Source organism: Streptomyces sp. NBC_00162 (genome assembly GCF_024611995.1).
Classification (GTDB): Bacteria; Actinomycetota; Actinomycetes; order Streptomycetales; family Streptomycetaceae; genus Streptomyces.
Genome location: NZ_CP102509.1, coordinates 742,696 through 768,799, shown reverse-complemented (window position 1 = coordinate 768,799; position 26,104 = coordinate 742,696). Strand labels below are relative to the sequence as shown.

Sequence of the window (26,104 nt, the reverse complement as noted above, 5' to 3'; positions counted from 1 at the left end):
TAGGACCTCCCACCACTGCCAGTTCTCGGCCCGCGTCTCATGGCGCTGGCCTGCGGGGAGAGCCGCTCGAGTCTCATCACCGACAGGGATCCGTCGGAGAACATGATGAAGTCTCCGTGGGGCGCCTCCCGGGCACGCCAACGGTCATGCACCAGGCCAGCGTTGGGTGTCGCGTCGGGGGAGCTCACACCCGCAATGATTGCATCGAGGAACGGCGCGAGGAGAGGGCTGCAACGGTCAACCGCGCAGGGTGGCCGATGAGTTGCCGGCCCTGGGTGCGGGGTCGTTCAGCAGTGGCCGTATGTTTGGGAATAGATGTGCGCGGACTCGTTGTTCGCCACCTTGACCCAGAGACCGTTTGTTCCGGTCCTGTCGAGCGTGTAGTAGGACTTCCGCCCGGTCCAGTCGTTGTAGAAGTACATCCGGTAGCACCAGCCCCCGTCGACCCGGAACGTGTCCCAGTCCACGGTGCCGGGCGTGCGCGTCCAGGGGGACAGCAAGGAGTACTTGTCGTCGCTGTTGCACTGGCGGACCGCATCGTCCCCCGAGCGCTGCCACCCGTCCCAGTACCCCCAGCACCAGTTGCGGGCGACCAGCATGCTGAGCCCCGTGTCGTTGTAGGTCTGGGAGCAGCCGCCGTCGCACGCCTCGCCGGCGCTCGCGGTGGGTGCCGCACCGAGCAGTGCTCCGGCGGCGAGTGCGGAAGCCGCCACCGTATTGACGATCCGGCGGCGGACACGGGTCAGATTCATTTTCGGCCTCCCTGGCACAGAACTTCGAGTGGGTCGGGGTGAACGTCCCATCGGCCGAGGGCAGCGGGCAAGGACCAGCGCCGGATCCGGGACAGTGGGACGTTTTCAGGGCCGTCACCTGCAGCGTTCCACCGGGTTGGGACGACGCTGCTTGCGGCGTTTCGCCTTCTGGGGATGCCGTTTGCGCCCGGTGACACCGTTCCCGGCACCCCAGGATGTTGCGTGCGCTGTCGGGACGGTAGCCGAACTGCGCCTCGACGGTTATCCGGTGGGCCGGCCGTGGGGACGACGGCCACGGTCACCGAGGCCGCCGTTCCCGTGGGGATGCCCACGACCGTCACGCTCACCACCGCATTCCGCTGGGCCGGGATTCGCAGCGCTTTGCCAGGCTCGCCAGGGGTGAGGGAGGGGACGCTATCGGCCTTGGACGCGTAGGGAGACGAGGGTCAGATCGCGGAGTTCGTCCGGTGCTTGGGGGTGGAGGCCGGCGGCGATTTCGGCGAGGGTGACGAACTGTCCGGGGTAGACCATGACGGGCAGGTCGCGGCGTGTGAGGTAGCAGAAGACGGCGAACTCTTCGAGGAAGTAGGCGCTGGACGTATCGATGCGCTGGTGGCGTTCCGCGGCACTGACCGTGGGGAGTGTTTGGCATGGTAGGCGCGCCCGAAGGCTTCCACCGAAGCGCGGAAGGCATCGTCTTTGGCGAACAGTGTGCGCAGTTCGTAGTGGAACTCCGCGTACTCCTCGGTCTCCTGGACCTGGCTGCACCTGACGACGGTGAAGTCGGTCACCGCACGGTAGGAATCCAGGACCGGTTGTTGGGCGTGGATGAACTGCCGGCCCAGATCGAGTGCGTGCTCAAGAGCCTGGTCGGGGTTCATGCCGCGGGTCGAGGCCAAGGTGAGCCGGTGGATGCTGTCGCCGATCAGCACGGTGCAGCGGCTGAAGTGGCGGGAGACCCACTTGAGCATGCTGTCGAACTTGGCCGGGGTGAAGCTGCTGTTGTCCAGGCTGACGCCGAGGAAGCACGCCTCGTGGTCTTCGAAAGTGTTCCGGTTGGCTGCGGGAGAGACCGAGTGGATCGCGGTCCTGTAGCGAGTTCGGCGTCTCCCCTCCGGGTGCGTGGAGGAGGGGGTAGGGGCAGAGGGAACAGTTTGGTTGTCCACCGGAGCCTTTCGTCTGAAGTAGTTGTCTGGTAGGGGAAGTTGCTCTGTTTGATGACATCTGGCGCAGAAACGTTCCTTCACCCTCCAGATCACGTACGAAGAGCCTGGTGACCCGATGCGACACCCCATACCGCAGCAGGGCTGAGTGCCGTCACCCCGCTGAGGGGCGGGCCGCCACCCACACCGGGTGGCGGCCCGCACGGCTTCGCTCACTCCGAAAGCGGCTTGCCACGGATGTGCGGTGTTCGCTCCAAGCGGCATCCTGTGTGGATCCGGTCACGACGGGCCAAGATCGGATCGGTGGCACGAGGCCGCCACGACTCCCTTGGGGTGGACATGAGCAATCGGCAGACCGGAACAGTGAAGTGGTTCAACGACGAGAAGGGCTTCGGCTTCATCACGCCGCAGTCCGGCGACGATCTCTTCGTGCATTTCAAGGCCATCAAGGCGGACGGGTTCAAGTCCCTCAAGGAGGGGCAGGCGGTCTCGTTCATCGCCACCCGGGGGCAGAAGGGCATGCAGGCAGAGGAAGTCGAGGTCATCTGACCCTCCACCCGAGCCGCTACCCGTGACTGTGCGCGGCAGCTCGCCAGAATGGCCGGCTGCCGCGAGTCACAACGGTCCGGTGTCCTCCTGGCGCCGCGGCTGGCCCGACCGTTCATGCGTGACAGCTGCGCCAGGTGGGTGGCCCACTCCGAGCCAGGGAGTGGTTGCTTGGCCGCGCCCCAGCAACGCAGGTTCGGTCCGGAGTCCCTCAGGCTTCAGGCGCGGGACCGCTGCGGCATTACTGCCCCGCAACCGCGGGAAGCGCAACGCGCGCCAGGCCCCGTTCCTCGGCCCAGCGCCATATCCGGCGACAAAGCACATGGCGATGACAGGCCATCGGGACTCGCTGCCTGAACTGTCGCGATGTCGCTGTCGACCACATGCGAGACCAGGGGAGAAGCACGCGTCTCATGGACGTCTGTCCAGCCGATGCCCGTGGCCCGCTGCATCTCAGCCACCGTGCCCTTGCCGTACGCAACCATGTAGGGCAGGCCGGCTCGAAGGCGTCACTTCAGGAGGCGGCCACCTGGCGGAGTGACACCCGTGCGGAGATTGCCTTCCACTGGTTCGCCGGCGGCCACTTCCACCGCAGCTTCACGTGGAGGCGGTGTTTTCGGTCAATCCGCAGGCAGCTGCTGTCGGCCGGCCGTGAGGTTCTCCCACGGATATCGCCTTAGGGGTCAGGAACCGGATCAGGGCCGGTGCCACTCCAGGTAGGTGAACTCGTCCGCCGGGGTCGCGGGGGACGAGTAGCCGTTCGAGAGGACGGTGACGTTGACGGTCGCGGACTTGCCGACGCCGATGGTTGGCTTGGGTGCATTGACGAGCAGCTGCTCAGGGGCGTAGTCGACGAGCTCGGCGAGGTTGTCGCCGAAGTAGACCTGGCAGTCCGAGGCGAAGTTGACGCCGTTGATCTGGACTTGGTCGCCGGCCCGGCCCGTGTCCGGGCTGATGCCAGTGGCCACCACGGCGGCGGGGCCGCCGTAGGAGAACTGGCCGCGCGGGACGGCCGGGGAGGTGCCCAGATTGTTGGTGGCCCGGATGTCGACCACGCCGACGCCCTCGGGTGCCCAGACGACGATCACGTCGTCGCGGAGGACGTACTCCTTGGAGATCGGCACCGTGCCGAAATCGACCATGACACCCTCGCCGAACCCGCTGCCGACGATCTCGACAGGGGCTCCGGCCGTGCCGACGGGAGTCACGACGGTCACCACCGGACCTGACTGCACGTCAGGCGCGCCGAGGAGGCCCAGATAGGTGGAGTTGGCGTGCTGGAAGGCCACCTGGCCCATGAAGTCCTGGAGCGACGCCTTCACCAGGTTCGGGTCGACGGGGTCGTAGCTGTCGTTCAGCGGGTCGTCCTTGCCCGGCTGGACGTAGACGTTGGGACCGGGGAGGGCGACGAGCGCCGAGATGACTGCTTTGACGTCGTCGTCCGCTGCCGGGCCCGGTGTGAGGTACCACTGCTTGGTCACCTCGAGGTTGTTCCAGGCCTGCGGCACCATGTCGTTGATGTTGAAGTGGCGCTCGTTCGCCTGCCAGTCCAGGGAGTCGACGTAGGCGGCGAAGTTTGCTCCACCGGCGGTGGGGGCAGCGAAGGTGTGCAGCTCGAAGTTCGGCTTCCCCTTGGGCCAGGTGAGTGTCTGGAGGTAAGGGGCGACCATGGTCGCGATGCAGCCGCCCAGGCTGTGGCCGGTCACGTAGACCGTCGGGTTCGGCTCTGCCTGGCTCAGGGCTGTGTTGAGCGCCTGCGCCAGCGTGACACCCGCCGTGCTCATGGTGACGACCTGGGTGAACGCCTTCATCGCTCCCTTGGAGACCGAGACCGAGGACGGCATCCCGACGAGGTTGAACGGGACTACCGTGCCGACGTCGAGGTCCTCCAGCAGATCGGTCACACTGCCGACGGTGCCGCGGATCACCACGGCGAACGAGTTGGAACTGTCGGTGTTCCTGGCGAGGTAAGCCATGTTGGCGTTGCCCGGACTCACCCCGAGCCAGGAGAGGACCCAGGTGCCCTGGGTCGCGAGCGAGGTGTCGGCCAGTTGCTGGTTGATGCCGAGGATGATCCGGGCGCTCTGTTCCGCGAGGGTCTCGCCCGAGGGGCGCGGGGTGGCGGCGGTCGCCGCGATCGCAGAGAGCGTCATGGTCACCTGCGGGACGGTCGGCTGGTTCGCGTCGGTCGCCATGCTCGCTCTCCTCTGGGATCGCCCGGTCCGGCCGGAGCAGGTTCGCGTCCAACGTACTTTTCACCGTGGGATCCCGACGGGAGGCGGGTCCCGGGTTCACGCGATCGGGCCAGCAGCCCCTGGGGTTGTTCCTGTTCGGCGGACAGGTTCCAAGCTGTTCTTTGTGTTCTGACCTCGCAGGGCCGGGAGGGCCGGCAAACTCCGGCCCCGCTGTACCCGCCGTGTCCGCCGTGCCCTCGGTCCGCCGTTCCGGCCTCGGCTGGTGGATGGTGCTGGTCACCGGCGCGGTCGGCGCGGCCGTGGTCAATCTGATCGTTCTTGCGGTCGCCACGCTGGCCGGTGCCTCGCTGGTCGTCGTCGACGGCGGCGCAGAGCACCCGATCACGGTCGGGGGCGTCATCGGCGCCTCCGTCGTCCCGCTGGTCGTAGGGACGGGCGCTGCCCTTTTGATGGCCCTGTGGAAGCCCGTCTTCCTGCGGATCGGGCAGTACGTGGGCGGTGGCCTGGCCTCCTGGCGCCAGCTGCTGGAGGCGGTCCGCCTCGGCCCCGAGGGCGATGTCGCCGAGGTCACCGCCGTCCAGGTCCGCCGTGTCGTCGAGGACCTCGTCCGTGGCGGCCGGTGGGAAGCCGGGGGTAGGAGCACGGCCGCCGCCCTGAAAACGGTCGACGAGACCTGGTCGGGTCAGGTCAAGCTGCTCTTGGGGCGGCTTACCGGTGAGGCCAATGCACTGAGCGGTTCCGGCCTCCTCTTCCAGCGGCAGGATCTGGCCGTCAGGGACGGATACCAGCAGCTTCTGGGCGGGCAGGGGCGAAGCTGATGCTGAATTACCCCGAAGTCATGACTACCGACTTCACCACCCTGGGCACGGCCGCGACGGCCTGGGATGCCATGGCAGGGAAGTTCGAGTCTCTCAGGACGACGTACGAGAAGAAGGTGCCGTCCACCACGACCAGCGGTGTATGGCTGGGCCAGGCCCAGCAGGTCGCCGCTCCCCGCTTCGCCGTCACTCGCAACGAATACAGCAACGCGCAGATCCAGGCGCGGGCGGTTGCTGCCCTGCTCCGTGACGCGGAGACGCTCTTCACCGAGCTCCGCGGCAAGGTCAAGGCCGCCGTGGACGAGGCGGTGGCCGCCGGGATGAAGGTCAGCGAAGGCGGGAACGCCTCGTTTGACTTCTCCAAGGTCGACGCCGCCACTGCGAAAGCCGCCCGGCACGATCCCGATCTGGCCGAGGTGGAACGCTCCTGGACCCGCCGGATTCAGCAGGCCGTGGACGCCTTCGAGGAGGCCGACCACGGGGTGAAGCTCGCGCTCGTCGACGCCGTCACCGGCACCAATTTCAACGATGGCACCTTCGGCGGGTTCAACGGCAGCCGCCCCTACCCGTCCCTGGCAGCCGCGGCCAAGGCCGAGAGTATGCCCAAGGACCGTGCGAAGGTCGCGGATTGGTGGCGCAGCCTGGATGCGGTGACGCGCGGCATACTGGTGGAGGAGCAGGGCGACGCACTCAAGAAGGCCGGGATTCTCGACCCTGCCTACCAGTGGCGCCAGGCTGACCCTGGCGCGGGCGGGTTCGGGACCGAGGAGCCCACCGCGCACGACTCCTACCTGCTCGCGCAGGGCGAGGCCATGCTGGCCGGCGGGGATTTCATCGGGAACACCGAGGCCTCACGTAATCTCGCGCACTATCTGGGCGGTACGGGTACGACGCTGCGGCTCGATATCGACCGGGCCATGAGCGACGACGGCAGTTTCCGGGCGTCGATCGTCTCGGACATCTCCAACCACCAGGAGCAGTGGAAGCAGGAGGCACTGGACGCGTTCGAGAAGTCAGGCGGCGCGCCGGTATCGATCCCTGTGGAGACGACGGCGGTCGGCGGCACCTTCGAGGACCGCAACTGGTACCTCGGAGTCGGCTCCCACATGCGCAATGTCTCAGGGAACGTCTCGGTCGTGCCCGATGCGGACGGCCAGCCGAAGATCACCATGGATTACCAGGTCAATGTGTGGGACCGCTACAACTGGGATGCCGGCAAGGAGACCCCCATCGGGCCGTTCACCGTCAGGGACACGGACATGGCCCGCCTGCACACCGTCGGTCTGGCGCAGGAATTCGATATGCAGGGCAGTAGTTCGGCCAAACAGCACGACCTGGGAGGCGCCGACGCACCGGTGGTGCCTGCCGGGGATCCCGGCCGCGACGGCACCCGCAAGGACCCCTCCCGGGGTGAGGAGGAAAACCGGTGAAGGCTACGAGGTCCCTCTTCAACCGCATCACCTCTGTGGCGGTGACGATTCTGCTGGCCCTGTCGGCCACCGCCTGTAGCGACGATGGCACACCGAAGGCCCGCACCGGGGGACCCGTCTGGGTCGAGGGCCAAGGTGCTCCCGAGGCCGCCGGGTTCATGCGCGTCCAGACACCGACCGGCGCCACCGAGGTCAAAGGCGCTGTGCAACGCGGCTTCCAGGACACCATCTACCTGATTTCCTTCACGGCATCGGCAGCCGAGGCCGAGACGTTCATCGCCGACCTGCGCCCGCAGGAAGCCCTGCGGGCCAACACCCCGCGCGACCCCAAGGCGTACACAACCATTACCCCGTGGTCCCACCTCGGGCTGCCGGAGCCGGAAACCGAGCAGAAGGTCCGAACCGCTTCGGTGTGCCCGCCCTGCATCAAGGACGAGCGCAGGTCCACCGTCCAGTCCATCACCATCTTCATCCAAGACACCGGCGACGGCCGTGTACGCGTCTACCTGAAGGCATTCTGACGTCACTCGCAGATCGCCTGGACGTCCACGGTGGGGGACATCCCACGAGTGCGGGGGAGCATGCACGCGCGTCTCCACCGGGTGATATGGCGCCGGGATGCACCACCACGCGGAACCAAGGTGGTGCTCTGGGTTCCGCGGCCCACTGGCGGACACTCGCGTACTCGGCTCCGGTCACCTTGGTGGCGACAAGAGCCTATTCACAGGACTCGGCAGACGGCTGGTTTCAGGCGGCCCGTCGGCACTTCTCTGCGCGGACGGCACCGTAACCTCGACGTTTTCGCCGTTACGCCCTTCGGCGCCGCGTCCGACACCCCGCAGGTCACCAACCTGCCCGGCGCGGTCCCCTTCGGGTTTGCTGCTCGCAGCGAAGATCGTCCCGGACATGACGGTCGTGCGCGACTACGACCGAGTCGAGTTCCGTGGTACCGGCCCCGGCGTACCCGCCGATGTGCAGAGCCGGGTCTTTGACCCGTGCGTCGACAGTCAGGTGGTGCACGACCGCCCGGGCGTCACCGTGCCCGGCCCGGTGGAAGAAGGGATCTCACATCGCCATGTGATCACACGCTTGACCTCAATCTCGCTTGAGGTGTGACGATGATCCGCATGACCACGGAATCCACATCGCACGCGGCAGATATCGAAGCGATCAGCCGGCTCGTCGCCACCGTCGAGCGCTCCCAGCAGAACAAGGACCCCGAGGAGTTCCTCGGCCTGTTCCACCCGGACGCGATCTGGACGACGGCCCACGGCAAGGTCCTCATCGGCCTCGACGCGATCTCGGAGTTCACCCGCAAAGTCCTCCGCGCGGCGACCTGGGACGGCAAGGTCACCTACGAGGTGATCCACGTGCTCTTCATCCGCCCCGACGTCGCGGCAGTCAAGGTCCGTCAGCGTTACCTGGCTCCGGGCGAGGAGAGCGAGGGAGCCCCGCTGTACGTGATCTCGAAGCAAGCCGACGGCCGCTGGTTGTTGACCGCCTGCCAAAACACGGGGGTCGTCGCCGACTAGCTTGCCCGTCGCTCATGTTCGGAGCCAGAGCGTGACGGCTGCCGCAGTGGCTTCGACGAGGTCACGCCAGGTCTGGACGCAGACGGGCGTGCCCACTGCGGTCTGATCGGCTCGGGCCCCGGTGCCGGCCGAGGCGGTAGGAGTCCGTGCCGGTCTCGAAGATGGTGCCGTTGGGGGTGAGCCGGTCGATCCCCGGTTGTCGCCCTCCTCGCCCGGCTGTGGCACGGTACAGGTGGGTGCGCATCGCGAGGGGAGCAAGATGACACGCAGGCAGGTGTGGGCCATAGCCGCGGCGACGTTCGTGGCGGGCGGCGCGCTGGGGTTCGCGGTGGCGGCTGTTCAGGAGGACGAGTTGCCTCCGGTGACGGTCGGCATGCCGCAGCCGGCGGAGTCGAAGGTACCGGAGACTCGGGCTGGACTCGTCAAGGCGTGGACGGCCGAGCTCGAGCATGCGGGCAAGGAGCTGCCGGACGGGTGGGAAGTGCTGACCACGGATGAGATCCGGGGCCGCTACCTGCACCAGCGGATACTCAACGCTCCGACTGCCGAGGACATCGACCCGGACATGGGCCGCCGCGTGGACGGGTAGGTACGGGCCCCGGCCTGGTGGGCCGGGGCCCGCTGTGCGCCGGGTGGATCAGTTCGCGTCGTTGATCGCGTTGATCACCGCTACGGCCTGGTCGCCGTGGTTGGACGAGTACAGGTGATCGTTGATCCGCTGATCCTGATCGTCGGTGTCCACGTGGGAGTTCGCTCCGACGATCTGCCCCTCGGTGGTGGCCATGGGTCCGCCGCTCGCGCCCGCTCCCATGTCGCAGTTCATCTCGAGCCGGTTGTCCCACGGGTACCAGTCCACCGCGTCCACGACGTCGCCGGTGCAGTAGAACTGCGTGTAGCCGTCCATGTCGGTGCGGTTGTAGCCCTCGCCCGGGAACCCGGAGTCGATGATGTCCGACCAGTCGGAGCCGTACCCGAACTTGTAGCCGAGCGCGCCCACGGTGTCGCTGAGGTTCGTGTAGCCGGTCGGGGCCTTGACGGTGAAGGCGGCCAAGTCGCCCTCGTCGTAGTCCTTGTCGCGGGTCCACGCCTGCGGGGCCACGAACGACTGGGCGACCCACTCGCCCCACGGCGCATCGTAGTCACCAGGGGTGTCAAGGCTTTCCTTGTAGCCCGGAATGAAGAGCACCAGGTCGTAGAAGCCATCGGACCCGCGTCCGTCGCCCGGGTGCACGCAATGACCCGCTGTCCAGACGGTGTTGTTGCCGTCAGCCGCGATCGAGGCGCCGCTGCAACCGTGTTCCTTGCCCGCGTCGTCGATGAACACGATCTTGCCGACGACGGTGGCGGGCGCGTTCTGCGGGAACGGAACCTTCTGTGCGACGGGCATCTCGGGGACGTCGGCCGCCGCCCCCATCGTCGACACGCTCGCCTTCTTCGCGGGGAGGATCTGCGGAGCCTCGGCCGTCAGTCGCGGGGCGGTGCTCCTTGCCGCGTCCTCGGGCGCCTCGCCCGCTGCCTTGGCGACTGCGGCGTCGCGGGCGATGCCGGCCTGGTCCGTCTTCTCGTTCGCCAGCGCGCGGGCGATTCTCTCGGGGGTCCAGAAGTCCCGGACCTTCTGCGGATCGGTGGTCTGCTTGCCGAACGTCACGCCCGGCACGGCGGGCGTGGGTGCCTCGGACGCCGAGGCGGTCGTGAGGGTGGCAGGTATCAGCGCCACCGCGAACAGTAAGGCGGTGGCAGCTTTGCAGGTGCGTCGTATATGCACCGGTTCTATGCCTTCCAGTTGACAGATCGTTTATGTCCTGTCGCGCCCCGGTAGTGAACCACAATCACCGTGGTAGACCTGTGAACCTCCTGTGATCATCCGGTAGTTGGCCCCAATGGGCTGACCATCCCGCCAACTCGCGGGCGCCCTGCGCTTTCACAGGAAGCGCATCGTGGAAGGGCCCCCGAGTGCTCGTGCTCGACCTTGCTGCCTGTGGACGAAAAGGACGTGCTGCACGTGCTGGACGCATTTGCGGCATGGCCAGCACCTTTCACCAGGAGCATCCCGATGCTGAAAAAGATCTCGGCTGAGGCTCCACCGGCTTCCCGTGACATCCAATCCGCACAGCTCACGTGGTGTGCACATCCTGCTGTCGAAGAGGCAGCGAGATCGCTCACGGAAGGTGTGCCAGAACCCGAGAAGTAACGGCAGAGCCGTGTCGCCGAGGCGGACAGGTCGATCGGTATGGTGACGGGACGCTGCGTGCAGTCCACCTTGAGCGCCAGCTGTTCACGATCCGGACGAAAGTGCGATCATTCGTTCGTGGTGACAGATGCCGAGTGGGCTCGGATTCGGAGGGGCCTGCGCTTTGGCCAGGTCTTCGAGGGCACTGTGGCGCAGGTTCCCCGGCCCGGTGCGATTGGGATCTTCGTGGACATCGGCCTGAGCGTCGGAGGCTTCGTCGACGCCCTGTGGCTGCCGGACGAGAGTGAGGACTGGCCGGCGGAAGGCACGGTTGCCGATTTCGAGATCTGGTGGGCTGACAGCCGCCAACAGATCCGGCTGATGCCGTCCGATTCTCGGTACCTGCGGAATGACTTCACGGCCCTCGTCGAACGCTTCCGTCCCAACTGGTCATCCGACATCGGTCAGCCTGTGCGTGACCCAGGGCCTGCAACACCCGATGAGTTGCGGACCGCGCTTCGCTCTGATGGGCCGCCGACCAACTCCCCTTGAGGCTGGAGAAGTGGCCGACGGCCTTGGAGGGAGCCCGGTGCCGATGTAGGCGCCGTCCGCGATCGCCGCCGTCCCGGCCGCCGCGGCCGGCAGGTCCGACTCGCGCCAGACATGGGCATCAGCCTTGCTCCCGGGCGTACGACCGTTTCCATGGCCATGCCGACAACACGGCACCGGGTTCTGCACGCTTCATGCCCACACTGCCGAGCGCGAGCCAGCCTTGTCTTGTCAACAGGGCCATCAGGCCCGGGCATACTCCAAGGCTCGGCTCGCGCCCGCGAAGGTCGGCTCTCGCCGACCTTCGATCCCACGGCTCCACCTCGCCGCCGTCATGATCTGGTCAGCTAGGTGATCCCAAAAATCGGCCTATGAGGTGGAGCGAGGGGACCTACCCCAGCCCGGCGGCAGCAAGTCCCAGGAATCGTGGCGAAGCCACTCGCTGAACGTGACCGGGCGGGCGCTGCCCATGTGATCGAGGGACAGCGGGATGATCAGGTCACAGGTGGCGCGACCATCCCACCACACCGTGCCGGCCAGTGGACCGGTGACCGCCAGCAGCGTGTAGAAGCCGCAGCCGTGGTCCTGCAGGATCACGGCTCCGGCGGTCTTCTGGTCTTCGAAGACCTCGCATTCCCCGTCCCAGGCCTGCCAGGCAACTGCGTGGGCCTGCCCGTTGGTGAAGTCCTCCAGGCGGGGTTCGCGTGCGTCCAGTTCGGCGTTCGCGTTCACGAATGAGTCGGGGTGTGGAAAGGGCAGGGGCAGCAGCTCTGCCAGGGTCTGACGGTCCGCGCCCCAATCCCAGCCCCACTCTTTTCGACGGGGCCGGAACACCGGCTTGGCGGGCTTCGTCTCTTTGAGATACGCGCGGTACGCGGCCGGGAAGGACACACCGAGCTCGTGCTCGGCCATGACCAGCTCTACCTCGGTCAACGGCGGGGATATGGGCTGACGGTGCATGGTGTCGAGATTAGAGATCATCTCATTTGGAGAGTCTGCGGTAGCAGATGAGGGTGCAGGCGATGCTGGTGAACGCGAGGAAGTGTTCGGCTTTGCGTTCGTAGCGGCGGTGGAGGCGGCGGCAGCCGGCGAGCCAGGCCATGGTGCGTTCGATGGTCCAGCGGTGGCGGCCCAGGCGCTGCGAGGACTCGATGCCACGGCGGGCTATGCGGTGCTTGATGCCTCGCTGGCGTAACCATTTCCGCAAGTGGGCGTAGTCGTAGCCTTTGTCGGCGTGGAGCTTTCCGGGCTTGCGCCGTCGGCGTCCGCGGCGTGAGCGGATGGGCGGTATGCCGCGGACGAGGGGCTCGAGGGCCTGGCTGTCATGCAGGTTCGCTCCCGAGATTCCGACGGACAGGGGCAGACCGGTCCGCTCGGTGATCAAGTGGATCTTCGACCCGAACTTGCCCCTGTCGACAGGATTCGGACCCGTCAGGTCCCCCTTTTCAAGGCCCGCATGTTCACCGAGTCGATCGCACAGCGCGACCAGTCCAGCTCGCCGCGAGCGCCGAGTTCATCGAGGACCAGACGGTGAAGCTTGGCCCACACACGGGCCTTGCTCCACTCGGAGAAGCGCCGGTGGGCTGTCGCCCCGGACGGCCCGAATGACGCGGTCGGCAACTGCTGCCACGTGCAGCCCGACGTGGCCACGAACACGATCGCGGCGAGCACTTCGCGGTCACCATGCCGCCGCCGACCACCGCCCTGCGGCCGCGACGGCGCTTCCGGAACCACCCGCTGGAACAACACCCACAACTCATCCGGCACCAGCCGCTCAACAATCCCCGCCACGACCGACAGCCTACCCAATCCACCAAATGAGATGACGTCTTAGAACTGACCGAGCCGTGCGCGCCACGGGATGAACTGTGCGCTCCCAGCTGCGTCTATACCTCGGTCGGACGATCCGAAAGAGACGATTTCACGCAGGACTGGATCCTGACCGGGTACGGCTCATCGCCTCGATCGCCCTGACGGCCCTGGCCGCGGCCGTGCTCGGTGCCCGCATCCTTCCCCACCAGGTCTCAGCCCTCGTCGCCCTCGACGGCCCGGCACGACCCAGCCCGGACATCTCCCCGCGACGTGGGACCCGACGCCGACTTCCCGCAGTCGGCGTTCGCTCGGTTGATCAAGGCTAGGTGTGACTGACTGAGCGCCAGATGTGGTCAGGCAGTGCGCGGGCGGCTTCCTCCATATCGATGTCGCCTACGGTGAGCCAGCGGCGGACGACGGCGACGACCGGGCCCAGGACAAGGGACTCGATCATGGGGGCGGAGAGCTTCACGAGTTCGCCGGATTCCTGGTGCGCGTGGATCCAGAGGGCGATCGGTGCCAGCCGGGCCTCCTGGGAGTCACGGATCTGTCCGGCGCGCGCCATGCCTTCGCGATCTGCGGCGACGGAGTGCAAGAGGCTGGCCTCTTCCGGATGGGTCTGCACGAAATCCAGGTACGCCAGGACAACGGCCTGGATGCCGGAGCGGGCGTGGGTCGCCTGGGTCAGTGCCGTTCCCAGCGCGCTCAGGAGCTGACCCAGCGCGCGAAGTGCGAGCGCGGAGAGCACCCCGTCGAGACTGCCGAAGTGGTGGTAGATGCTTCCGGAGCTGACCCCGCTGGCCTTGGTGATGGCGCCGAGGGTGAGGCCGGCTTCGCCCGACGAGGCGTAGATGCTGAGCGCTGCATCCATCACTTGTTCGACCGTGGCTTCGCCGCGTTGTTGTTTTGGGCTCATCGTGCAGGGGTCCTCGGTCTCATGGCGGCTGGTCCGCTCACTCCTCGTCACGGACAGCGTAGAACATCGGTTCTGGATTTTTTCTAGAAGGAGTTGACGGTGTATGGGCGGAAGGGGATCGTGGTCGAGGCGGCAAGTACCGGAATGAGCGGCTGGAGGCCATTGATGCTCAAAAAGTCCGATCTTGCAGATGCGGAAAGGGACGGCATCGAACTCGAACTGCCGGACCTCGATCTCATGTCGATCGATGCGCTCGACGGCACGGTACTCGGCCAGATCCTGGACGAGATGTTCAGTGGCACCCGCGACCCCGAGTTAGGGCCGGAGTACAGCCACCACAGCAGTCACAGCTCCTTCAGTTCCTTCAGCTCACACAGTTCCAGCACGTGGTCCGGTCGTGTCTGACGCGGTCCTGGAATCCGGGACCAAGCCGTTCAGATCCTTTATCTGCAAGGTCGCTTCCCGCTGCAACCTCGACTGCGACTACTGCTACGTCTATCGGCACGCCGATCAGTCGTGGCGGTCGCAGCCGACGCGAATGTCGATGGATACCGCAGCCCAGCTCGGTCGCCGGATCAACGAGCACGCGTGTGAACACGGCCTGCATGAGGTGGAGCTGACCCTCCACGGGGGTGAGCCGTTGCTGCTCGGGGTGGACTACCTGCGTGCGCTCTGCGAAGCGGTGACGCATGCGGCACCGGACGTCAGGATCCGCTGGAACGGACAGACCAACGGCACCGCCTACACCGAGGAGGTCCTGGACTTCTGCCGGGAGTGGGACGTCTCCTTCGGACTGAGCATGGACGGGCCGCGCGGGGTCAACGACCGCCACCGTCTGGACCACGCGGGCAGGTCGTCCTTCGCGCAGGTGGAGCGTTCGATCGAGCTGCTGAGCAGTCCTCGGGCCCGCGGGCTGTGGGGTGGGATTCTCGCCGTGATCGACCTCGAGTCGGACCCGGTCGAGACGTACTCCTATTTCCGCTCCTTCGATCCGCCGTCCATCGATTTCCTCCTGCCGCTGGGCCATCACGACCTGCGCCCTCCGGGAAAGGAGCGGCTCGACACCACCCCGTACGCGGACTGGCTGCTCGGCATTTTCGACATGTGGTACCGGGAACGCCCTCAGCCCGTCAGGATCAGGCGGTTCCGTGACGTCATCGCCCTCTACCTGGGGGCCGCGAACAGTTCCGAGGAGTGGGGGCTGCAGCCCGTCGACTTCACCGTGGTCGAGACCAACGGGGAGATACAGGCGGTGGACACCCTGAAGGTCACCTACCCGGGGGCCTGTGAGCTGGGTCTGAACATCTTCGACGACAGTTTCGACGCCGCGCTGAAGTCGCCGTTGGTGCACGCGCGTCAGGACAAGTGGCGGACCCTGGGGGCGACCTGCCAGGAATGTGAACTGGTCCGCATATGCGGGGGTGGATACTTCCCGCACAGGTACTCCCGGGCGAACGGATTCCGGAACGAGTCCGTCTACTGTGCCGATCTGAAGAAACTCATCCGTGTGATCACAGACACGGCCCGAAGGGACCTGCGAAGCCTGCCCAGACGCGTCGAACGCGAAGAGGGGAAAGCAGGATGACCGCGACCATCCCCCGGCTCGACCGGACCACCATCACCTCACTGGCGGCCCCCCATGGCTGGACGGGGACCACGCGTGCCGTCTTCGCGGCCCGGTACCTCCACACCCTGGTGGGCATCCGCAGGCTCGCGGCGCTGCTCGCCGAGAGGACCCCCGCCACACTGGCGGAGTCGGGCTTTCCGGCGAGCCTGGAGGCGATCGGCGCCGCTCCGGCCGACGTGCAGAAGAGGGTGCTCAACCATCCGAGCGCGGCGTTCTGGGTGGACGTGGCCTGGAACCTGGTGGGACGGCGGGCCCCCGAGCGCTTTCCCGAGATGCATCTCCTCCCGCATTTACGGGAGTTCGCACGCTTCGCACTCTCGGCGCTGCTCCTGCAGGGCAAGGGGCAGCTGACAGCCGAAGTCCGTACGGACGCCGCAGGACGGATCAGCCTGCCGGGCTCCGGCCTGGCCCTGGAGGGTGCGGCGCCATGGGCCCGTACCTCCCTGACCGTAGACGACGGCCGTCTGACCTGGAGCGGAGGGCAACTGCGGGTACCACGGCTCGTCGGCGGCACGGAGCTCAACTGGCTCGACCGGGACCTGAGGCTCGGCGGACGGGCCCGATTCACGTACGCGGAACTGGACCCCGGCCAGGCGCAGCGCTGGCAGCACGAACTGAACAGCCACCTCGACCTCGTCGGAGCGGTATGCGCGCCCCTTGCCGAGGAGATTGCCGGCGGGCTGGGCGTCATCGTCCCGGTCCTGTCCCCGGACCCTTCGCGAGTGCACGTGAGCGGAAGCTTCCATGAGGCGCCCGGTCTGGTCGCACTGGCGCTGGGCGAGCCGATGGCGACTGCGGAAGCCCTGGTGCACGAATACGGTCACCAGAAGCTCAACGCCGTCCTGCCACTCGACCCGCTGATCGTCGACGACACCGGCGAGGCCGCCTACTACTCGCCTTGGCGAGAGGACCCCAGGCCACTGAGCGGACTGCTGCACGCCGTCTACAGTTTCGTGAGCGTCGCCGACTTCTACCGGGCGGTTCTTGACACCCCGGACGCCGGGGGCCTGGACCCGCGGAGCGTCGTGAACCGGGCCTACCGGGTGGTCCGCCAGGTCCGTGACGGGCTGGGCGAACTGCGGGCAGCGGCCTCACTGACGCCTCTGGGTGCCGCGTTCGTCGACGCGGTCACCGACCGGATCGAGGCATGCGGCGGGAGTCTGCCTCCACCTCCGCTGGAGGACCGCCGTCGCATCGACGCCGAGCGCACCGTGCACCGAACCCGCTGGGACGATCGGCATCAGGCTCCGGACGTGACGACGGCACCCACGACGGCGCCCGTGGCACGGCCCGCTCGGAACGACGCCCTCACTCACGCCCTCACTCACGCCACCCTGCGCGCCCTGGGTCTCCCGGAGGACTGGGCGCCGGGGGCGATCACCCGCCGCTGGTATCCGGCGGACGCCCTGCTCGAGGCCGTGCGCGACCTGCATCAGCTACACGGAGGCGAATCCGCCGGCGTGCTGCCGGACACCGTCCCAGGCGAGGGCCTGATCCCGGACCTCGCGGCGGCACATCTCGCGTACGTGTCCGAGGACTACCGCACCGCCGGCATGCGCTACGCGGCCTGCGTCAACCACGATCCGCGGAGTCCGTACTTCTGGCAGTGCTACGCCTTCGCGCTTCGCCATCTGGGCCGCCGTGATGAAGCGCTGTACATCCTCACGCACACCGAAGCCCTCATGGCGCGGCGGTCCCCGCTCTCCGTAGACCAGGACGTGCGTACGACGCCGGAGGCCCTGGCCTGGGGCCTGCGCCTGCCGGAAGCAATGGAGCCGGCTCCTGTCCCGGTACGACCGGTGAACCTGTCGGCGACGGAGGCCGTCGAACGCGAGCTGCGGGCCGGCCGTTACTGGGATCTGGCCGAGGCCACGCGCGGTGGCGCCCAACTCCCCACGCTGATCGCCGTGGCGAGCGGACTGAAACCGGCCATGGACCTGTGGGTCCCGCGGGACGGCTGGCCCGCCCTGCGCGGCCTCACCGAGACGCTCGGCCTCGTCCACCACGTGGACGCCTGCTTCGACAGGCTCTCGCCGCAGATTGCCCAGATGCCTCCAGGCCGTCTTACGACCACCCGGGCAGCCTTCGTGCCCGACCTGCGCAAAGGCGCCGAGGCTCATGTCTTCCTCGCCCGTGACCAGGCCGCTCTGGACCACGTGGTCGGCTCCGGCTGGTACCCGCTGATCGTCAACGGCAGGGTCGTCGACAAACACCGGGCCGACCACGACACGTTCGGGGAGGCCCTCGGCTACCCCGCGTGCTGCCAGGACTTCTTCCGGAAGCGCAACAACTGGAACGACGACAACACCTACTACGCGGCGTTGCGCAACACCCGGGACAGGCCGTCCCCGCTGTGCAACCCCCACCTCCGGCACACGCTGTACGGCCTGGTCCCGTACATGCCCTGCTCCTATGCGTGCCCCGCCACCATCGAATTCGCCGGCCGCCTCCACGAGGTCATCCGCTCCGAACTCCCGCTCTATGCTGCGGCGATCGAGGAGGCCATGTCCAAGCCGCTGCTGTGCGTCTCCGAGCTTCGGATGTACGGGTTCGAGGGGGAGGCCGTCCACCACGACGATGGCATGGTCACCATCACCTACTCCGGTGCCAAGTCCCTCTATCCGGTCGAGGACACCGATCCGCTGTGGGCCCTGCTCCGCTCGGGCGATCGCTGCACCGTCGACGGCAACATCATCCACGTCGGCCGTGCGGGTGCCTACATCGCGGGCTACGAGGCCCGGGGAGATCGACACGGGCCGGAGTGCCCATTCGTCGTCTCCTTCACCTGACGAGATCAGTCACTGGCGGATATCGCGGTGGCCCTCGTCGGCGGGCGCGCGGTGCCGCTCGGGCGGTGAGCTTCCTGCCACCCGGCGTGCGGCGTTCGGGGGCGTGCGCGTGGCGTGCTTGACCGGTCGGGAAGCCGCCCGCAGAGTCGGGGATGCGGCGCCGTGACAGCGCCGCCCGACCCTGTTCACCGGTTCGCCCGTCCGAAGGCGGCAGACGACCCTGGCCTCCGGGAGTGACTGCGCTGATGGTCCTAGACCTGGTCGTCATCGGTACGGCCATCACCCTGGGGCCTCTGCACAACAGCGCCTTCATCCTGCTGCTTTCCTCGCGGCATGGCGTCCGCAAGGCCCTGGCGTTCCTGTTGTCCTGGCTCGCCAACCTGGTTGTGGTGATCGCGTGTGTGGTGCTGCTGACCGGTGGTGAGCCCCCGGCCCGCCACAGCGCACCGTCGACCGCCGCGGCGTGTGCGAAACTCGCCATCGGCCTGGGGCTGGTGCTGTACGGCCTGCTCCGGCACCGCCGGCCGCCCCGCCCGCACGGTCCGCCGCGCTGGACGGCCCGGGTGGACGGCGCCTCACTGGCCACGGCCGCCGGGCTGGCCTGGCTGCTGCAGCCTTGGGCGCTGGTCGGTGCCGGCGCCGCGACAGTGGTTGCCGCGGACCTCTCCTCCCTCACCGACTGGCTCGCCCTGACCGGCTACTGCCTGCTGGCCACGCTCGGCCTCATCGTCATGGAGATGTACACGGTCTGGGCGCCGGCGGCCGCAGGTGCGAGGTTGAACGCCCTGCGGACCTGGCTCGAGCAGCACCAGAACCAGCTGATTGTCACGCTCTCCCTGGTCGTCGGCCTGTGGCTGACAGCGCGGGGCATCTACGAGCTGGTCGCCTGACAGCACGTGTGACCAGGGCTTGGGCTGCACCGAGTACGACAGCGAAGGGCCGGGTCTCAGGGCGCCAGGAAGGATTTCAGCGTGCTCGCGACAACCTGTGGATCCTCCAGCTGCGGATAGTGCCCGACCGCGGGCGGTCCGGCGAGTTCGACGACCGAGGCCCGCGGAATCCTGGTGCGGATCCGCGCCAGCACATGGGCGCCGCTGATGGGATCGGCCGGCCCCCATACGAAGAGCACCGGGCCGGGGTACTCCTCGAGGGCCGCTGTCCACCGCCCGGCATGCCGGCGGCGCTCGTCGATGTAGCGCAGCAGCCGCGGCGCGCGCCGGTGGCCGCCAGCCCGGGACGCCGCCGCCCACAACTCCCGTACGTCCGCGTCGCAGAGCTCCCGCCCCAGCACATCGCGCAGGGCCGCGCCGAACCGGCGGCGCGTGGTCAGGGGCGCGAGCAGCGGGCCGAGCGGCCCGTGCAGCAGGCGCTGGGCGGGCACCGGACGGTGCAGGTCGGGGTAGAGCCCGCCGTTGAGCCAGGCCATGCGGGTGACCCGTGACGGATCCCGTGCCAGCAGCTCCTGCCCGACGCTGACGCCGTAGTCGTGGGCCACCAGGGCGGTGCGTCCGATACCGCACCACCGCCACACTTCCTCGACCAGCGTGGCCTGGTCGAGGAGGGAATACGTGTGCCGGCGCGGTTTGTCGCTCTCACCGAAGCCGAGAAAGTCCAGGGTGGTGACCCGCAGTCCGGCCGCGGCAAGGGACGGGACGATCGCCGCCCAGTCGTGGGAGGAAGTGGGAAAGCCGTGGAGCAGGGTCACGGGTGCCCCGTCCGCAGGGCCGTCCTGGCGTACGAAGACCGCGTGGCCGCCGATCCGGACGCGGGTGCCGCCCCGGGTCCACTGATCCAGCGGCGGCAGGACCGGACTGCTCTTCATCCTCCGGCCTCCTCGGTGTGCAGGTGGCCCAGCCCCGACACCAGCACACGCAGCCCGAACGCGAACTCGTCCGCTCCGTCGGGGGAGTTGAGCAGGTCGGCGTGACGGCGGACCACCGGGTGCGTCCGGGGTGACAGGTCGGAGAACAGCTCCATCATCGCGGCGCGCTGCGGACCGGTCCGGGCCGCCCCGCCGGTGTCGAGCACGGCGGAGCCGATCACGAAGTGGGTGACCGTGAGGTAGACGTGCACGGCCGTGCGCGGGGCCCATCCCTGGGCGAGGAGCTGCCCGAGGGCGTGCTCGCGGGCCCGCAGGGCGTTGGGGCCGAGCAACTGGCCGCTGGTCAGGGCCGGCACGAGCGCCGGGTGGGCGCTGAGGACCCGGCGGAACTCCCGTGCCCCCTGCTCCAGGCCGGCCCGCCAGCCCCCTCGAGGGAAGGCAGCCGGATCTCGCCCAGCATGTGGTCCACGGTCTCGATCAGGAGCTCCTCCCGGCTCGCCACATGGCGGTACAGGGAGGTGTGGCGCACTTGGAGGTGCTCCCCGAGGCTGCGCATCGTGAGGAAGTCCAGCCCGTCCCGGTCGGCCAGTTCGAGGGCGCCTGCCGTGATCCGGGCGAGGGTCAGCCCGCCGGTGCGGGGCCGGCGCCGGTCGCGCTCGGCGTAGCGTGCCCGCCACCACGAGGCGGAACCGGGTTCCGCGGGCTCAGGGGCGGGATCTGCGGGCGGGCGGCGGTCGGAGGCGGTTGGCATGTCGGGGCCCTATTCGAAGAGGTCGGGATCGGTACGGACGATCTCGTCCCACAGGGGCTGGAAGGAGAACCAGCCGGCGAGCGGGAAGCCGGTCTGGTCACGGGTGTGCCGGGCGGCCTCGGGATCGATCAGCAGGGGAGTGCCGGCAGCCTGCGCCAGCAACTGCGCCTGGGCGCTGCGCTCCATGGAGATGAACCACCAGGCCGCCTCGTCGACGGACTCGCCGACCGTGAAGATGCCGTGGTTCTGGTGGATGACGGCCTTGTGCGGGCCGAGCCCTGCGGCGAGCTGACGGCCCGCCTCCTCCTCCACCACCACGGAGCCTGCGCCGTCGCGGTGGACGGTGTGCTGCTCGAAGAGGGCGCAGGCGTCCTGGGTGATCGGGTCCAGCAGGCGGCCGAGGCTGGAGAATGCCTTGCCGTGCACGGAGTGCGCATGGGCGGCGGCCACCACGTCGGGACGGGCCGCGTGAATGGCGGAATGGATCACGAACCCCGCGCGGTTGACCGGGCGCCGACCGTGGCGCACCTGGCCCTCGTCGTCGACCAGGATCAGGTCGGAGACCCGGATGTGCCGGAAGGACATGCCGAACGGATTCACCCAGAACATGTTCGGGTACTCCGGGTCGCGTGCTGTGATGTGCCCCGCCACGCCCTCGGAGAATCCGAACCGGCCGAAGATGCGGCAGGCTCCGGCCAGCCGCTGCTTGCGGTGTTCCCGTTCTTGGTCGGGGTCGTCGAACACCGGGGGCAGCGACAGCTCCAGGTCCTCCTGGCGCGGGACGAAGGCGCTGCCGCGCAGGCCGCCTGCCGCAGCGGCCGGCTGCCGTGCCGCTCCAGCCACGCCGTCGGCCGTCAGTTCCTCCACGCCGCCCCCCTTGCCATCATGTGCGTCCATTGGACGCACATGATGCGTCCAATGGACGCATCGCGCAAGGTGGCCGCTGGCGGAGCGGATCGGGATGCGCACATTGCGCGCAAGACCTGGGGTCGGTTTCCTTTGCGAAATGATGGAGAGTCACGCGGCATACACTCTGGGCGATTTAATTACTTGACGGCGTGTCCAATAAAGAGCGGCGATGCATCAAGTTTATGTAAAGTCCCACGCCGTCGGGTGGCAGTAAATGGCCTGGACCAATGGCTGTGTGTTCGCCAACTCGTCGGAGTTGTAGCGAAATTGACGGTCAATCAGGTCGCCTATTTATGGTGATTGAATTCGCGACATCTTCGCGCGTAGAGCAACCGCGTTCAGAACCCGTGATCTCTCTGGCAGGATTCCCGGCACCCAATCCAGTCAAGGAAAGAGGTGCGGTCGTGCGTGTTCGTGGAAGGCCTGAATCCCGGCTTCACCGGCAGTGCGGGGCCGCAGATCCGCTCGAATGTGACGCTCGGTCAATTGGCGTCGCCCGGCTGTAGTCGTCCGGCCGCCGGCCATCAATCGCCTCTGATGTCTGCCCGGCCCGCCGCGGAAGCCGCATCGGCAATGCGGCGCCGTCCCTGGGTCGCTGGCGGTGAGCAGAGCGCGACTGCAGGTGGTCGAGTCGCCCGCCTGTGCCGCCGTTCCGGTGAGTAGCCGGCCGTCCGTTTCGAGCGCCGCTCTCGGACTGGCGAGCTGACCATTCGTCACCTATTGGAGCGCCGGCCAGGCAAGCCGGTTCCGCATTTTCAGATCAAGGAGCATGATGCACAAACGTCGCGCGTCCCGCCGCAAGAAAGCGCTGATAGCCGCGATCACCGCCGGACTCTCCGGCGGCCTGCTGTTCGGCTTCAATGCCCTTGCCCAGGCCGATGTGGTCAGCGGCACGGTCATCGGCGGGCAGGGCAACTACAAGACCGTCAACCAGCGGGCCAAGCCGTCCCTCTCGGCCCAGGTGAAGGGGTCCTCGAAGGTGGGCGCCAAGATCCAGATGTCCTGCCGGACCACCGGCGACACCGTGGAGAACAACCCGAGGTGGATCTTCACCGGCTCGTACTACATCGCCGACGCCTTCATCAAGGAGAACACCACCCCCCTGCCGGTCTGCGGTTCGACCCCGACCCCGAACCCGAAACCCACGCCCACGACCGCGAAGACACTCGGGATCGACATGCAGAAGCAGGTCAGGACCCAGTGGTGCTGGGACGCGTCCGGCGTGACCATAGCCAAACACTGGGGCCGCTCCGTCAGTCAGGAGCAGTTCTGCCAACTCGCGGCCCAGGGAACGTGGGTGGACTGCAACAACCAGCCCGCGACGCTGGAGGACATGGCCAATGGCCTGGCCAGGCTGGGACTGAGGAACAGCGGCCACAGCCTGAACCGCAACGCCTCGTTCGGTGAGTCCGCCGCCGAGATCGACGCGGGCCGGCCGTTCGCCGTCCGGTTCGGCTGGCGCACCGGCGGCGGTCACATGAACGTCATCTACGGCTACGACAGCGCCACCAACATGATCGCGGTCGGCGACCCGTGGCAGACCACCCAGACCTACACATGGTGGAACCACTCCACTTACGCGAACAACAACTCGTTCCAGTGGACCCACTCCCGCATCGGCATCCAGGGCTGAGGAGCAGACCGACCATGCAGACCATGCGACAGGCCAGGCACGCTGCACTGCGGGCCGCCGTCCTCGCCACGGCCGCGCTCGCCGCCGCCCTGTGCGGAATCGTTCCCGCACAGGCCGCGGAGGGCGACGGCATCGCCGGCTACCAGTCCGCCCAGCAGGCCCTCCGGAGCGACCAACTCCGCGACACCGTCTCCCGCTTCCTGGTCTCGGCCCGACAGCCCCGCACTGCCCCCGCCGCAGACGGCGGCGCCGTCGGCACCCCCGGGAACGCGCCCGCCGCGGTCGCCGCGCCGCCCGGGTTCGATCTCAACAAGGACCCGGTGCCGATGTTCGAGATCAGCCCCGAGTTCGTGACCGGCAAGACCCAGGCAACCCCGCAGACCGCGCTGCGGCTCTCCTACCTGGCCTCCCGGGTGACCACGTCCGACGGCAGACCCGCCGCCGTATTGCTCGCGCCCAAGGGGAACCCCGCTACGCCGGGAAGCGGCGAGCGGAACGTCGGTGCCGAAGGCTGGCAGCTGGCCGGCATCCGGGACGGGGACGCCGAGGTCGGCTTTGCCGAGCGCGGCACTCCACAGGCCCGCACCTTCACCGAGCCGCAGATCCACGCCTGGTACCGGCTCACCGCCGAAGGCATGGTCGAGCCGCTCAACGAGGAAGCGACCACCGGCCTCGGCGGAAAGCACGGCATGACCCTTGCCGCGTACCAGAAGCTGGTCACCGCCCGCTACGGCGACAAGATGCCCGGCTCGGAATACGACCGCAAGGGCCTGGCAGGCGGATACGGCGGCCTCGTGGAGGACCAGTCGGAGCAGGTCGCTGCCACGTCCGGGCAACCGGTGGCCGAGGCGTCCCGGCAGCCGATCTCCGCCACCGGGATCGCCACCGGGACCGCGGCCGTGGCGGCGATCGGCGGTGCGGTGGTTTACGCGCGCCGCCGGGGAACTGCCACCACGCGCTGACCCGACCCCATGGGCCGGGCCCCTTCTCCGTGCTCAGCCCGGCGACTTCCGTCGTCGGGTCCGCACGAGCGCGGGAAGGAGGCCCGGCCCTGTCCGTCCACGCCTCGACCAGCCTCCTGAGCCGGGTGCCCGAGGCGCCCCTTGACGCGTTCTACGGCGGAAGCGCACGCTGAGGATACGAGGTACGCATCGGACATATCTATACGTGCTCGTATATGTGTCCGCTTGCGCGCCGTGGGCGGTACCGGCCCCGACACCCTGATGCCGGTTCTGGCCCTGCTTCCTGATGTGAGCCCAACGGCGCCCGAGGGAGGCCCTGTGATGTCCAACGAGTACACGATTCTGCGCGTCCGGGTCACTGCCAAGGACCCCGACACCCTGCGCGCCCTCCTGCGCGAAGCCCGCCCCGACGTCGGCGGGCGGGTCCGTCAGGCCGAGGACGGCAGCTGCACCATCGACGCCTACGTCACCCCCTACAAAGCCGAGGCCCTCGAACGCGAGGGCGTGACGGTCACGGTCGTCGAGGACGCCACCGCCGTCGGGCGGGCCCGCCAGGCCGAGGTCGGCGAGGGGGACCGGTTCGCTCCAGAGGACGCGGTTCCGCAGGGACTCGCCCTCAAGGTGAAGGACGCCTAGGAGGGACGTCATGCCGTACATGAACATCGTCGAGGTCGAGTCCGGCGTGACCAGCCTGGCCACGGCGTTTCAGAACACGAGCGACCTCATCGAGCTGCCCGAGCCCTCCGTCGAGGGCCGCGCCTGCCACGCCCTGCGGATCGGCACCCACCGCCTGGCGCCCAAGGACGCCATCGTCCTCACCGGCGGTATGCACGCCAGGGAGTGGGGCAGCTGCGAGATCCTCGTCAACCTCGCGGCCGACCTGCTGCACGCCCACGCCGGCGGAACGGGACTGGCGTACGGCGGAACGCACTTCACCTCCGCCCAGGTGCGCACGATCCTCGAGGAACTGGACGTCGTCGTCTTCCCGCTCGTCAATCCCGACGGCCGGCGCTACAGCCAGACCGTCGACCCGGAATGGCGGCGCAACCGCAACCCGGCCCAGTCCGGCGGGAATCCGGCCGCGATCGGCGTCGACATCAACCGCAACTTCGACTTCCTCTTCGACTTCGAGACCGCCTTCCACCCGCTCGCGCCGGTCCGGGTCTCGAACGACCCCGCCGACCCGAACCAGGTGTACCAGGGCCCACAGCCCTTCTCGGAGCCCGAGACGCGCAACGTCCGTTGGCTGATCGAGCACTTCCTGCGCACCCGCTGGTACGTCGACGTGCACAGCTACACCCAGAACATGCTCTACGTCTGGGGTGACGACAACAACCAGTCGGACGATCTGACCAGGAACTTTCAGAACCCCGCCTTCGACGGCAGGCGCGGAATGAAGAACGACCTGCTCTACGCCGAGTTCATTCCGAAGACGGACGCCGACGACTCCGCCGTGCTCGCCGAGCAGTTTTGCAAGGCGCTGAAAGCCGTACGCGGCAAGGTCTACACCCCGAAGCCCGCCTTCGACCTCTACCCGACCTGCGGCACCAGCGACGACTACACGTTCGCGAGGCACATCGTCGAGCAGAGCGACGACAGGATCCTGGCTTTCACCGTCGAATGGGGGATGGACTTCCACCCGCCGTGGCCGGAGATGAAGAAGATCGTCCTCGACGTCGACGCCGGACTCGTCCAGTTCTGCCTCACCACTCTCGCCTGACGACCTCG

Annotated in this window: 26 protein-coding genes and 1 pseudogene; 16 read left to right on the top strand and 11 right to left on the bottom strand. The window is 67.9% G+C overall.

Translation table 11 applies throughout. The features are described from left to right. Nucleotides 1-287: 287 nt before the first annotated feature. Both JIW86_RS04210 and JIW86_RS04205 read right to left on the bottom strand, forming a co-directional pair. Nucleotides 288-752, bottom strand: coding sequence for a hypothetical protein (locus JIW86_RS04210; RefSeq protein ID WP_257552561.1), 465 nt, complete (start codon nucleotides 750-752; stop codon nucleotides 288-290). A gap of 446 nt (nucleotides 753-1,198) precedes the next feature. Then, the gene (locus tag JIW86_RS04205) at nucleotides 1,199-2,047 is read right to left on the bottom strand and encodes a tRNA-dependent cyclodipeptide synthase (RefSeq protein ID WP_257552560.1); all 849 of its coding nucleotides are present in this window, start codon (nucleotides 2,045-2,047) and stop codon (nucleotides 1,199-1,201) included. 207 nt (nucleotides 2,048-2,254) lie between these two features. On the opposite strand from JIW86_RS04205, the gene JIW86_RS04200 reads away from it, so the two are divergent. Beyond that, complete coding sequence (locus JIW86_RS04200; protein WP_010221054.1) at nucleotides 2,255-2,464, top strand: cold-shock protein; 210 nt, start codon at nucleotides 2,255-2,257, stop codon at nucleotides 2,462-2,464. A gap of 692 nt (nucleotides 2,465-3,156) precedes the next feature. Here JIW86_RS04200 and JIW86_RS04195 read toward each other — a convergent pair. Beyond that, entirely contained in the window at nucleotides 3,157-4,656 is a 1,500-nt protein-coding gene (locus JIW86_RS04195) for a lipase family protein (RefSeq protein ID WP_257552559.1), read from the bottom strand. A 266-nt stretch (nucleotides 4,657-4,922) separates the two neighbouring features. Between JIW86_RS04195 and JIW86_RS41570 the strand changes: the two are divergent. The 6 genes and pseudogenes from JIW86_RS41570 to JIW86_RS04165 form a co-directional block, all read left to right on the top strand. Further along, nucleotides 4,923-5,123 (top strand): annotated as a pseudogene (locus tag JIW86_RS41570) (DUF6069 family protein); the annotation flags it as partial. Between the two features lie 371 nt (nucleotides 5,124-5,494). Continuing rightward, on the top strand, nucleotides 5,495-6,904 hold the full coding sequence (locus tag JIW86_RS04185) for a hypothetical protein (protein WP_257552557.1): 1,410 nt from the start codon (nucleotides 5,495-5,497) through the stop codon (nucleotides 6,902-6,904). Then, nucleotides 6,901-7,425, top strand: a complete 525-nt coding sequence (locus JIW86_RS04180; RefSeq protein WP_257552556.1) for a hypothetical protein — start codon at nucleotides 6,901-6,903, stop codon at nucleotides 7,423-7,425. The genes JIW86_RS04185 and JIW86_RS04180 overlap by 4 nt, the downstream gene beginning before the upstream one ends. A gap of 355 nt (nucleotides 7,426-7,780) precedes the next feature. Next, nucleotides 7,781-8,020: a hypothetical protein gene (locus JIW86_RS04175; RefSeq protein WP_257552555.1), complete on the top strand. Its 240-nt coding sequence runs from the start codon at nucleotides 7,781-7,783 to the stop codon at nucleotides 8,018-8,020. A 2-nt stretch (nucleotides 8,021-8,022) separates the two neighbouring features. Continuing rightward, nucleotides 8,023-8,436: an SgcJ/EcaC family oxidoreductase gene (locus tag JIW86_RS04170; protein ID WP_416237522.1), complete on the top strand. Its 414-nt coding sequence runs from the start codon at nucleotides 8,023-8,025 to the stop codon at nucleotides 8,434-8,436. A gap of 259 nt (nucleotides 8,437-8,695) precedes the next feature. Then, a complete protein-coding gene (locus tag JIW86_RS04165) occupies nucleotides 8,696-9,025 on the top strand; it encodes a hypothetical protein (RefSeq protein WP_215148602.1) in 330 nt (109 codons plus the stop codon). A gap of 48 nt (nucleotides 9,026-9,073) precedes the next feature. Here the strand turns inward: JIW86_RS04165 and JIW86_RS04160 are convergent, their stop codons facing one another. Continuing rightward, a complete protein-coding gene (locus JIW86_RS04160; protein ID WP_257552553.1) occupies nucleotides 9,074-10,153 on the bottom strand; it encodes a trypsin-like serine peptidase in 1,080 nt (359 codons plus the stop codon). A gap of 591 nt (nucleotides 10,154-10,744) precedes the next feature. Between JIW86_RS04160 and JIW86_RS04155 the strand changes: the two genes are divergently transcribed. Continuing rightward, complete coding sequence (locus JIW86_RS04155; RefSeq protein WP_257552552.1) at nucleotides 10,745-11,158, top strand: hypothetical protein; 414 nt, start codon at nucleotides 10,745-10,747, stop codon at nucleotides 11,156-11,158. Between the two features lie 366 nt (nucleotides 11,159-11,524). Here JIW86_RS04155 and JIW86_RS04150 read toward each other — a convergent pair whose 3' ends face one another. The 3 genes from JIW86_RS04150 to JIW86_RS04140 all read right to left on the bottom strand — a co-directional run bounded on the left by JIW86_RS04150 (nucleotide 11,525) and on the right by JIW86_RS04140 (nucleotide 13,883). Beyond that, nucleotides 11,525-12,067, bottom strand: a complete 543-nt coding sequence (locus tag JIW86_RS04150) for an SMI1/KNR4 family protein (RefSeq protein WP_257552551.1) — start codon at nucleotides 12,065-12,067, stop codon at nucleotides 11,525-11,527. A 70-nt stretch (nucleotides 12,068-12,137) separates the two neighbouring features. Continuing rightward, nucleotides 12,138-12,937, bottom strand: a protein-coding gene (locus JIW86_RS04145) for an IS5 family transposase (protein WP_416237650.1) whose coding sequence is annotated in 2 segments (ribosomal slippage) — nucleotides 12,138-12,599 and nucleotides 12,602-12,937 — 798 coding nt in all. Because the reading frame shifts where the segments join, the coding sequence is not laid out codon by codon here. Between the two features lie 352 nt (nucleotides 12,938-13,289). Further along, nucleotides 13,290-13,883, bottom strand: coding sequence for a TetR/AcrR family transcriptional regulator (locus JIW86_RS04140; RefSeq protein ID WP_215148597.1), 594 nt, complete (start codon nucleotides 13,881-13,883; stop codon nucleotides 13,290-13,292). Between the two features lie 99 nt (nucleotides 13,884-13,982). On the opposite strand from JIW86_RS04140, the gene JIW86_RS04135 reads away from it, so the two are divergent. From JIW86_RS04135 to JIW86_RS04120, 4 genes are all read left to right on the top strand, one after another. Further along, nucleotides 13,983-14,288: a hypothetical protein gene (locus JIW86_RS04135; RefSeq protein WP_257552550.1), complete on the top strand. Its 306-nt coding sequence runs from the start codon at nucleotides 13,983-13,985 to the stop codon at nucleotides 14,286-14,288. After that, a complete protein-coding gene (locus JIW86_RS04130; RefSeq protein ID WP_257552549.1) occupies nucleotides 14,281-15,468 on the top strand; it encodes an FxsB family cyclophane-forming radical SAM/SPASM peptide maturase in 1,188 nt (395 codons plus the stop codon). Before JIW86_RS04135 ends, JIW86_RS04130 begins: the two co-directional genes overlap by 8 nt. Then, nucleotides 15,465-18,299, top strand: a complete 2,835-nt coding sequence (locus tag JIW86_RS04125) for an aKG-HExxH-type peptide beta-hydroxylase (protein WP_257552548.1) — start codon at nucleotides 15,465-15,467, stop codon at nucleotides 18,297-18,299. The genes JIW86_RS04130 and JIW86_RS04125 overlap by 4 nt, the downstream gene beginning before the upstream one ends. Nucleotides 18,300-18,544: 245 nt before the next feature. Next, a complete protein-coding gene (locus JIW86_RS04120) occupies nucleotides 18,545-19,189 on the top strand; it encodes a GAP family protein (protein ID WP_257559212.1) in 645 nt (214 codons plus the stop codon). Nucleotides 19,190-19,245: 56 nt separating this feature from the next. Here JIW86_RS04120 and JIW86_RS04115 read toward each other — a convergent pair whose 3' ends face one another. The 4 genes from JIW86_RS04115 to JIW86_RS04100 are packed head-to-tail and all read right to left on the bottom strand — an operon-like array spanning nucleotide 19,246 to nucleotide 21,769. Continuing rightward, nucleotides 19,246-20,121 (bottom strand): alpha/beta fold hydrolase, encoded by an 876-nt coding sequence (locus tag JIW86_RS04115; protein ID WP_257552547.1) that lies wholly within the window; start codon nucleotides 20,119-20,121, stop codon nucleotides 19,246-19,248. Beyond that, on the bottom strand, nucleotides 20,118-20,531 hold the full coding sequence (locus tag JIW86_RS04110; RefSeq protein ID WP_257559211.1) for a TetR/AcrR family transcriptional regulator C-terminal domain-containing protein: 414 nt from the start codon (nucleotides 20,529-20,531) through the stop codon (nucleotides 20,118-20,120). The genes JIW86_RS04115 and JIW86_RS04110 overlap by 4 nt, the downstream gene beginning before the upstream one ends. After that, on the bottom strand, nucleotides 20,465-20,872 hold the full coding sequence (locus tag JIW86_RS04105; RefSeq protein WP_257552546.1) for a TetR/AcrR family transcriptional regulator: 408 nt from the start codon (nucleotides 20,870-20,872) through the stop codon (nucleotides 20,465-20,467). Before JIW86_RS04105 ends, JIW86_RS04110 begins: the two co-directional genes overlap by 67 nt. A gap of 9 nt (nucleotides 20,873-20,881) precedes the next feature. Then, complete coding sequence (locus JIW86_RS04100; RefSeq protein WP_257552545.1) at nucleotides 20,882-21,769, bottom strand: class II aldolase/adducin family protein; 888 nt, start codon at nucleotides 21,767-21,769, stop codon at nucleotides 20,882-20,884. 781 nt (nucleotides 21,770-22,550) lie between these two features. Between JIW86_RS04100 and JIW86_RS04095 the strand changes: the two genes are divergently transcribed. The 4 genes from JIW86_RS04095 (at nucleotide 22,551) to JIW86_RS04080 (ending at nucleotide 26,096) form a co-directional block, all read left to right on the top strand. After that, nucleotides 22,551-23,414, top strand: coding sequence for a papain-like cysteine protease family protein (locus JIW86_RS04095; RefSeq protein WP_215148584.1), 864 nt, complete (start codon nucleotides 22,551-22,553; stop codon nucleotides 23,412-23,414). Between the two features lie 14 nt (nucleotides 23,415-23,428). Then, the gene (locus JIW86_RS04090) at nucleotides 23,429-24,376 is read left to right on the top strand and encodes a hypothetical protein (RefSeq protein ID WP_257552544.1); all 948 of its coding nucleotides are present in this window, start codon (nucleotides 23,429-23,431) and stop codon (nucleotides 24,374-24,376) included. Between the two features lie 321 nt (nucleotides 24,377-24,697). Beyond that, on the top strand, nucleotides 24,698-25,012 hold the full coding sequence (locus JIW86_RS04085) for a hypothetical protein (RefSeq protein WP_257552543.1): 315 nt from the start codon (nucleotides 24,698-24,700) through the stop codon (nucleotides 25,010-25,012). A gap of 10 nt (nucleotides 25,013-25,022) precedes the next feature. After that, the gene (locus tag JIW86_RS04080; protein WP_257552542.1) at nucleotides 25,023-26,096 is read left to right on the top strand and encodes a M14 family metallopeptidase; all 1,074 of its coding nucleotides are present in this window, start codon (nucleotides 25,023-25,025) and stop codon (nucleotides 26,094-26,096) included. Nucleotides 26,097-26,104 lie beyond the last annotated feature (8 nt).

Bases quoted from the DNA above. Each gene is read 5' to 3' on its own strand.
- JIW86_RS04100 (WP_257552545.1), bottom strand. From the start codon at position 21,769: ATGGACGCACATGATGGCAAGGGGGGCGGCGTGGAGGAACTGACGGCC.
- JIW86_RS04210 (WP_257552561.1), bottom strand. From the start codon at position 752: ATGAATCTGACCCGTGTCCGCCGCCGGATCGTCAATACGGTGGCGGCT.
- JIW86_RS04170 (WP_416237522.1), top strand. From the start codon at position 8,023: ATGATCCGCATGACCACGGAATCCACATCGCACGCGGCAGATATCGAA.
- JIW86_RS04140 (WP_215148597.1), bottom strand. From the start codon at position 13,883: ATGAGCCCAAAACAACAACGCGGCGAAGCCACGGTCGAACAAGTGATG.
- JIW86_RS04105 (WP_257552546.1), bottom strand. From the start codon at position 20,872: ATGCCAACCGCCTCCGACCGCCGCCCGCCCGCAGATCCCGCCCCTGAG.
- JIW86_RS04080 (WP_257552542.1), top strand. From the start codon at position 25,023: ATGCCGTACATGAACATCGTCGAGGTCGAGTCCGGCGTGACCAGCCTG.
- JIW86_RS04195 (WP_257552559.1), bottom strand. From the start codon at position 4,656: ATGGCGACCGACGCGAACCAGCCGACCGTCCCGCAGGTGACCATGACG.
- JIW86_RS04185 (WP_257552557.1), top strand. From the start codon at position 5,495: ATGACTACCGACTTCACCACCCTGGGCACGGCCGCGACGGCCTGGGAT.
- JIW86_RS04165 (WP_215148602.1), top strand. From the start codon at position 8,696: ATGACACGCAGGCAGGTGTGGGCCATAGCCGCGGCGACGTTCGTGGCG.
- JIW86_RS04150 (WP_257552551.1), bottom strand. From the start codon at position 12,067: ATGGCCGAGCACGAGCTCGGTGTGTCCTTCCCGGCCGCGTACCGCGCG.
- JIW86_RS04120 (WP_257559212.1), top strand. From the start codon at position 18,545: ATGGTCCTAGACCTGGTCGTCATCGGTACGGCCATCACCCTGGGGCCT.
- JIW86_RS04090 (WP_257552544.1), top strand. From the start codon at position 23,429: ATGCAGACCATGCGACAGGCCAGGCACGCTGCACTGCGGGCCGCCGTC.
- JIW86_RS04125 (WP_257552548.1), top strand. From the start codon at position 15,465: ATGACCGCGACCATCCCCCGGCTCGACCGGACCACCATCACCTCACTG.
- JIW86_RS04115 (WP_257552547.1), bottom strand. From the start codon at position 20,121: ATGAAGAGCAGTCCGGTCCTGCCGCCGCTGGATCAGTGGACCCGGGGC.
- JIW86_RS04085 (WP_257552543.1), top strand. From the start codon at position 24,698: ATGTCCAACGAGTACACGATTCTGCGCGTCCGGGTCACTGCCAAGGAC.
- JIW86_RS04095 (WP_215148584.1), top strand. From the start codon at position 22,551: ATGATGCACAAACGTCGCGCGTCCCGCCGCAAGAAAGCGCTGATAGCC.
- JIW86_RS04200 (WP_010221054.1), top strand. From the start codon at position 2,255: ATGAGCAATCGGCAGACCGGAACAGTGAAGTGGTTCAACGACGAGAAG.
- JIW86_RS04205 (WP_257552560.1), bottom strand. From the start codon at position 2,047: ATGGGGTGTCGCATCGGGTCACCAGGCTCTTCGTACGTGATCTGGAGG.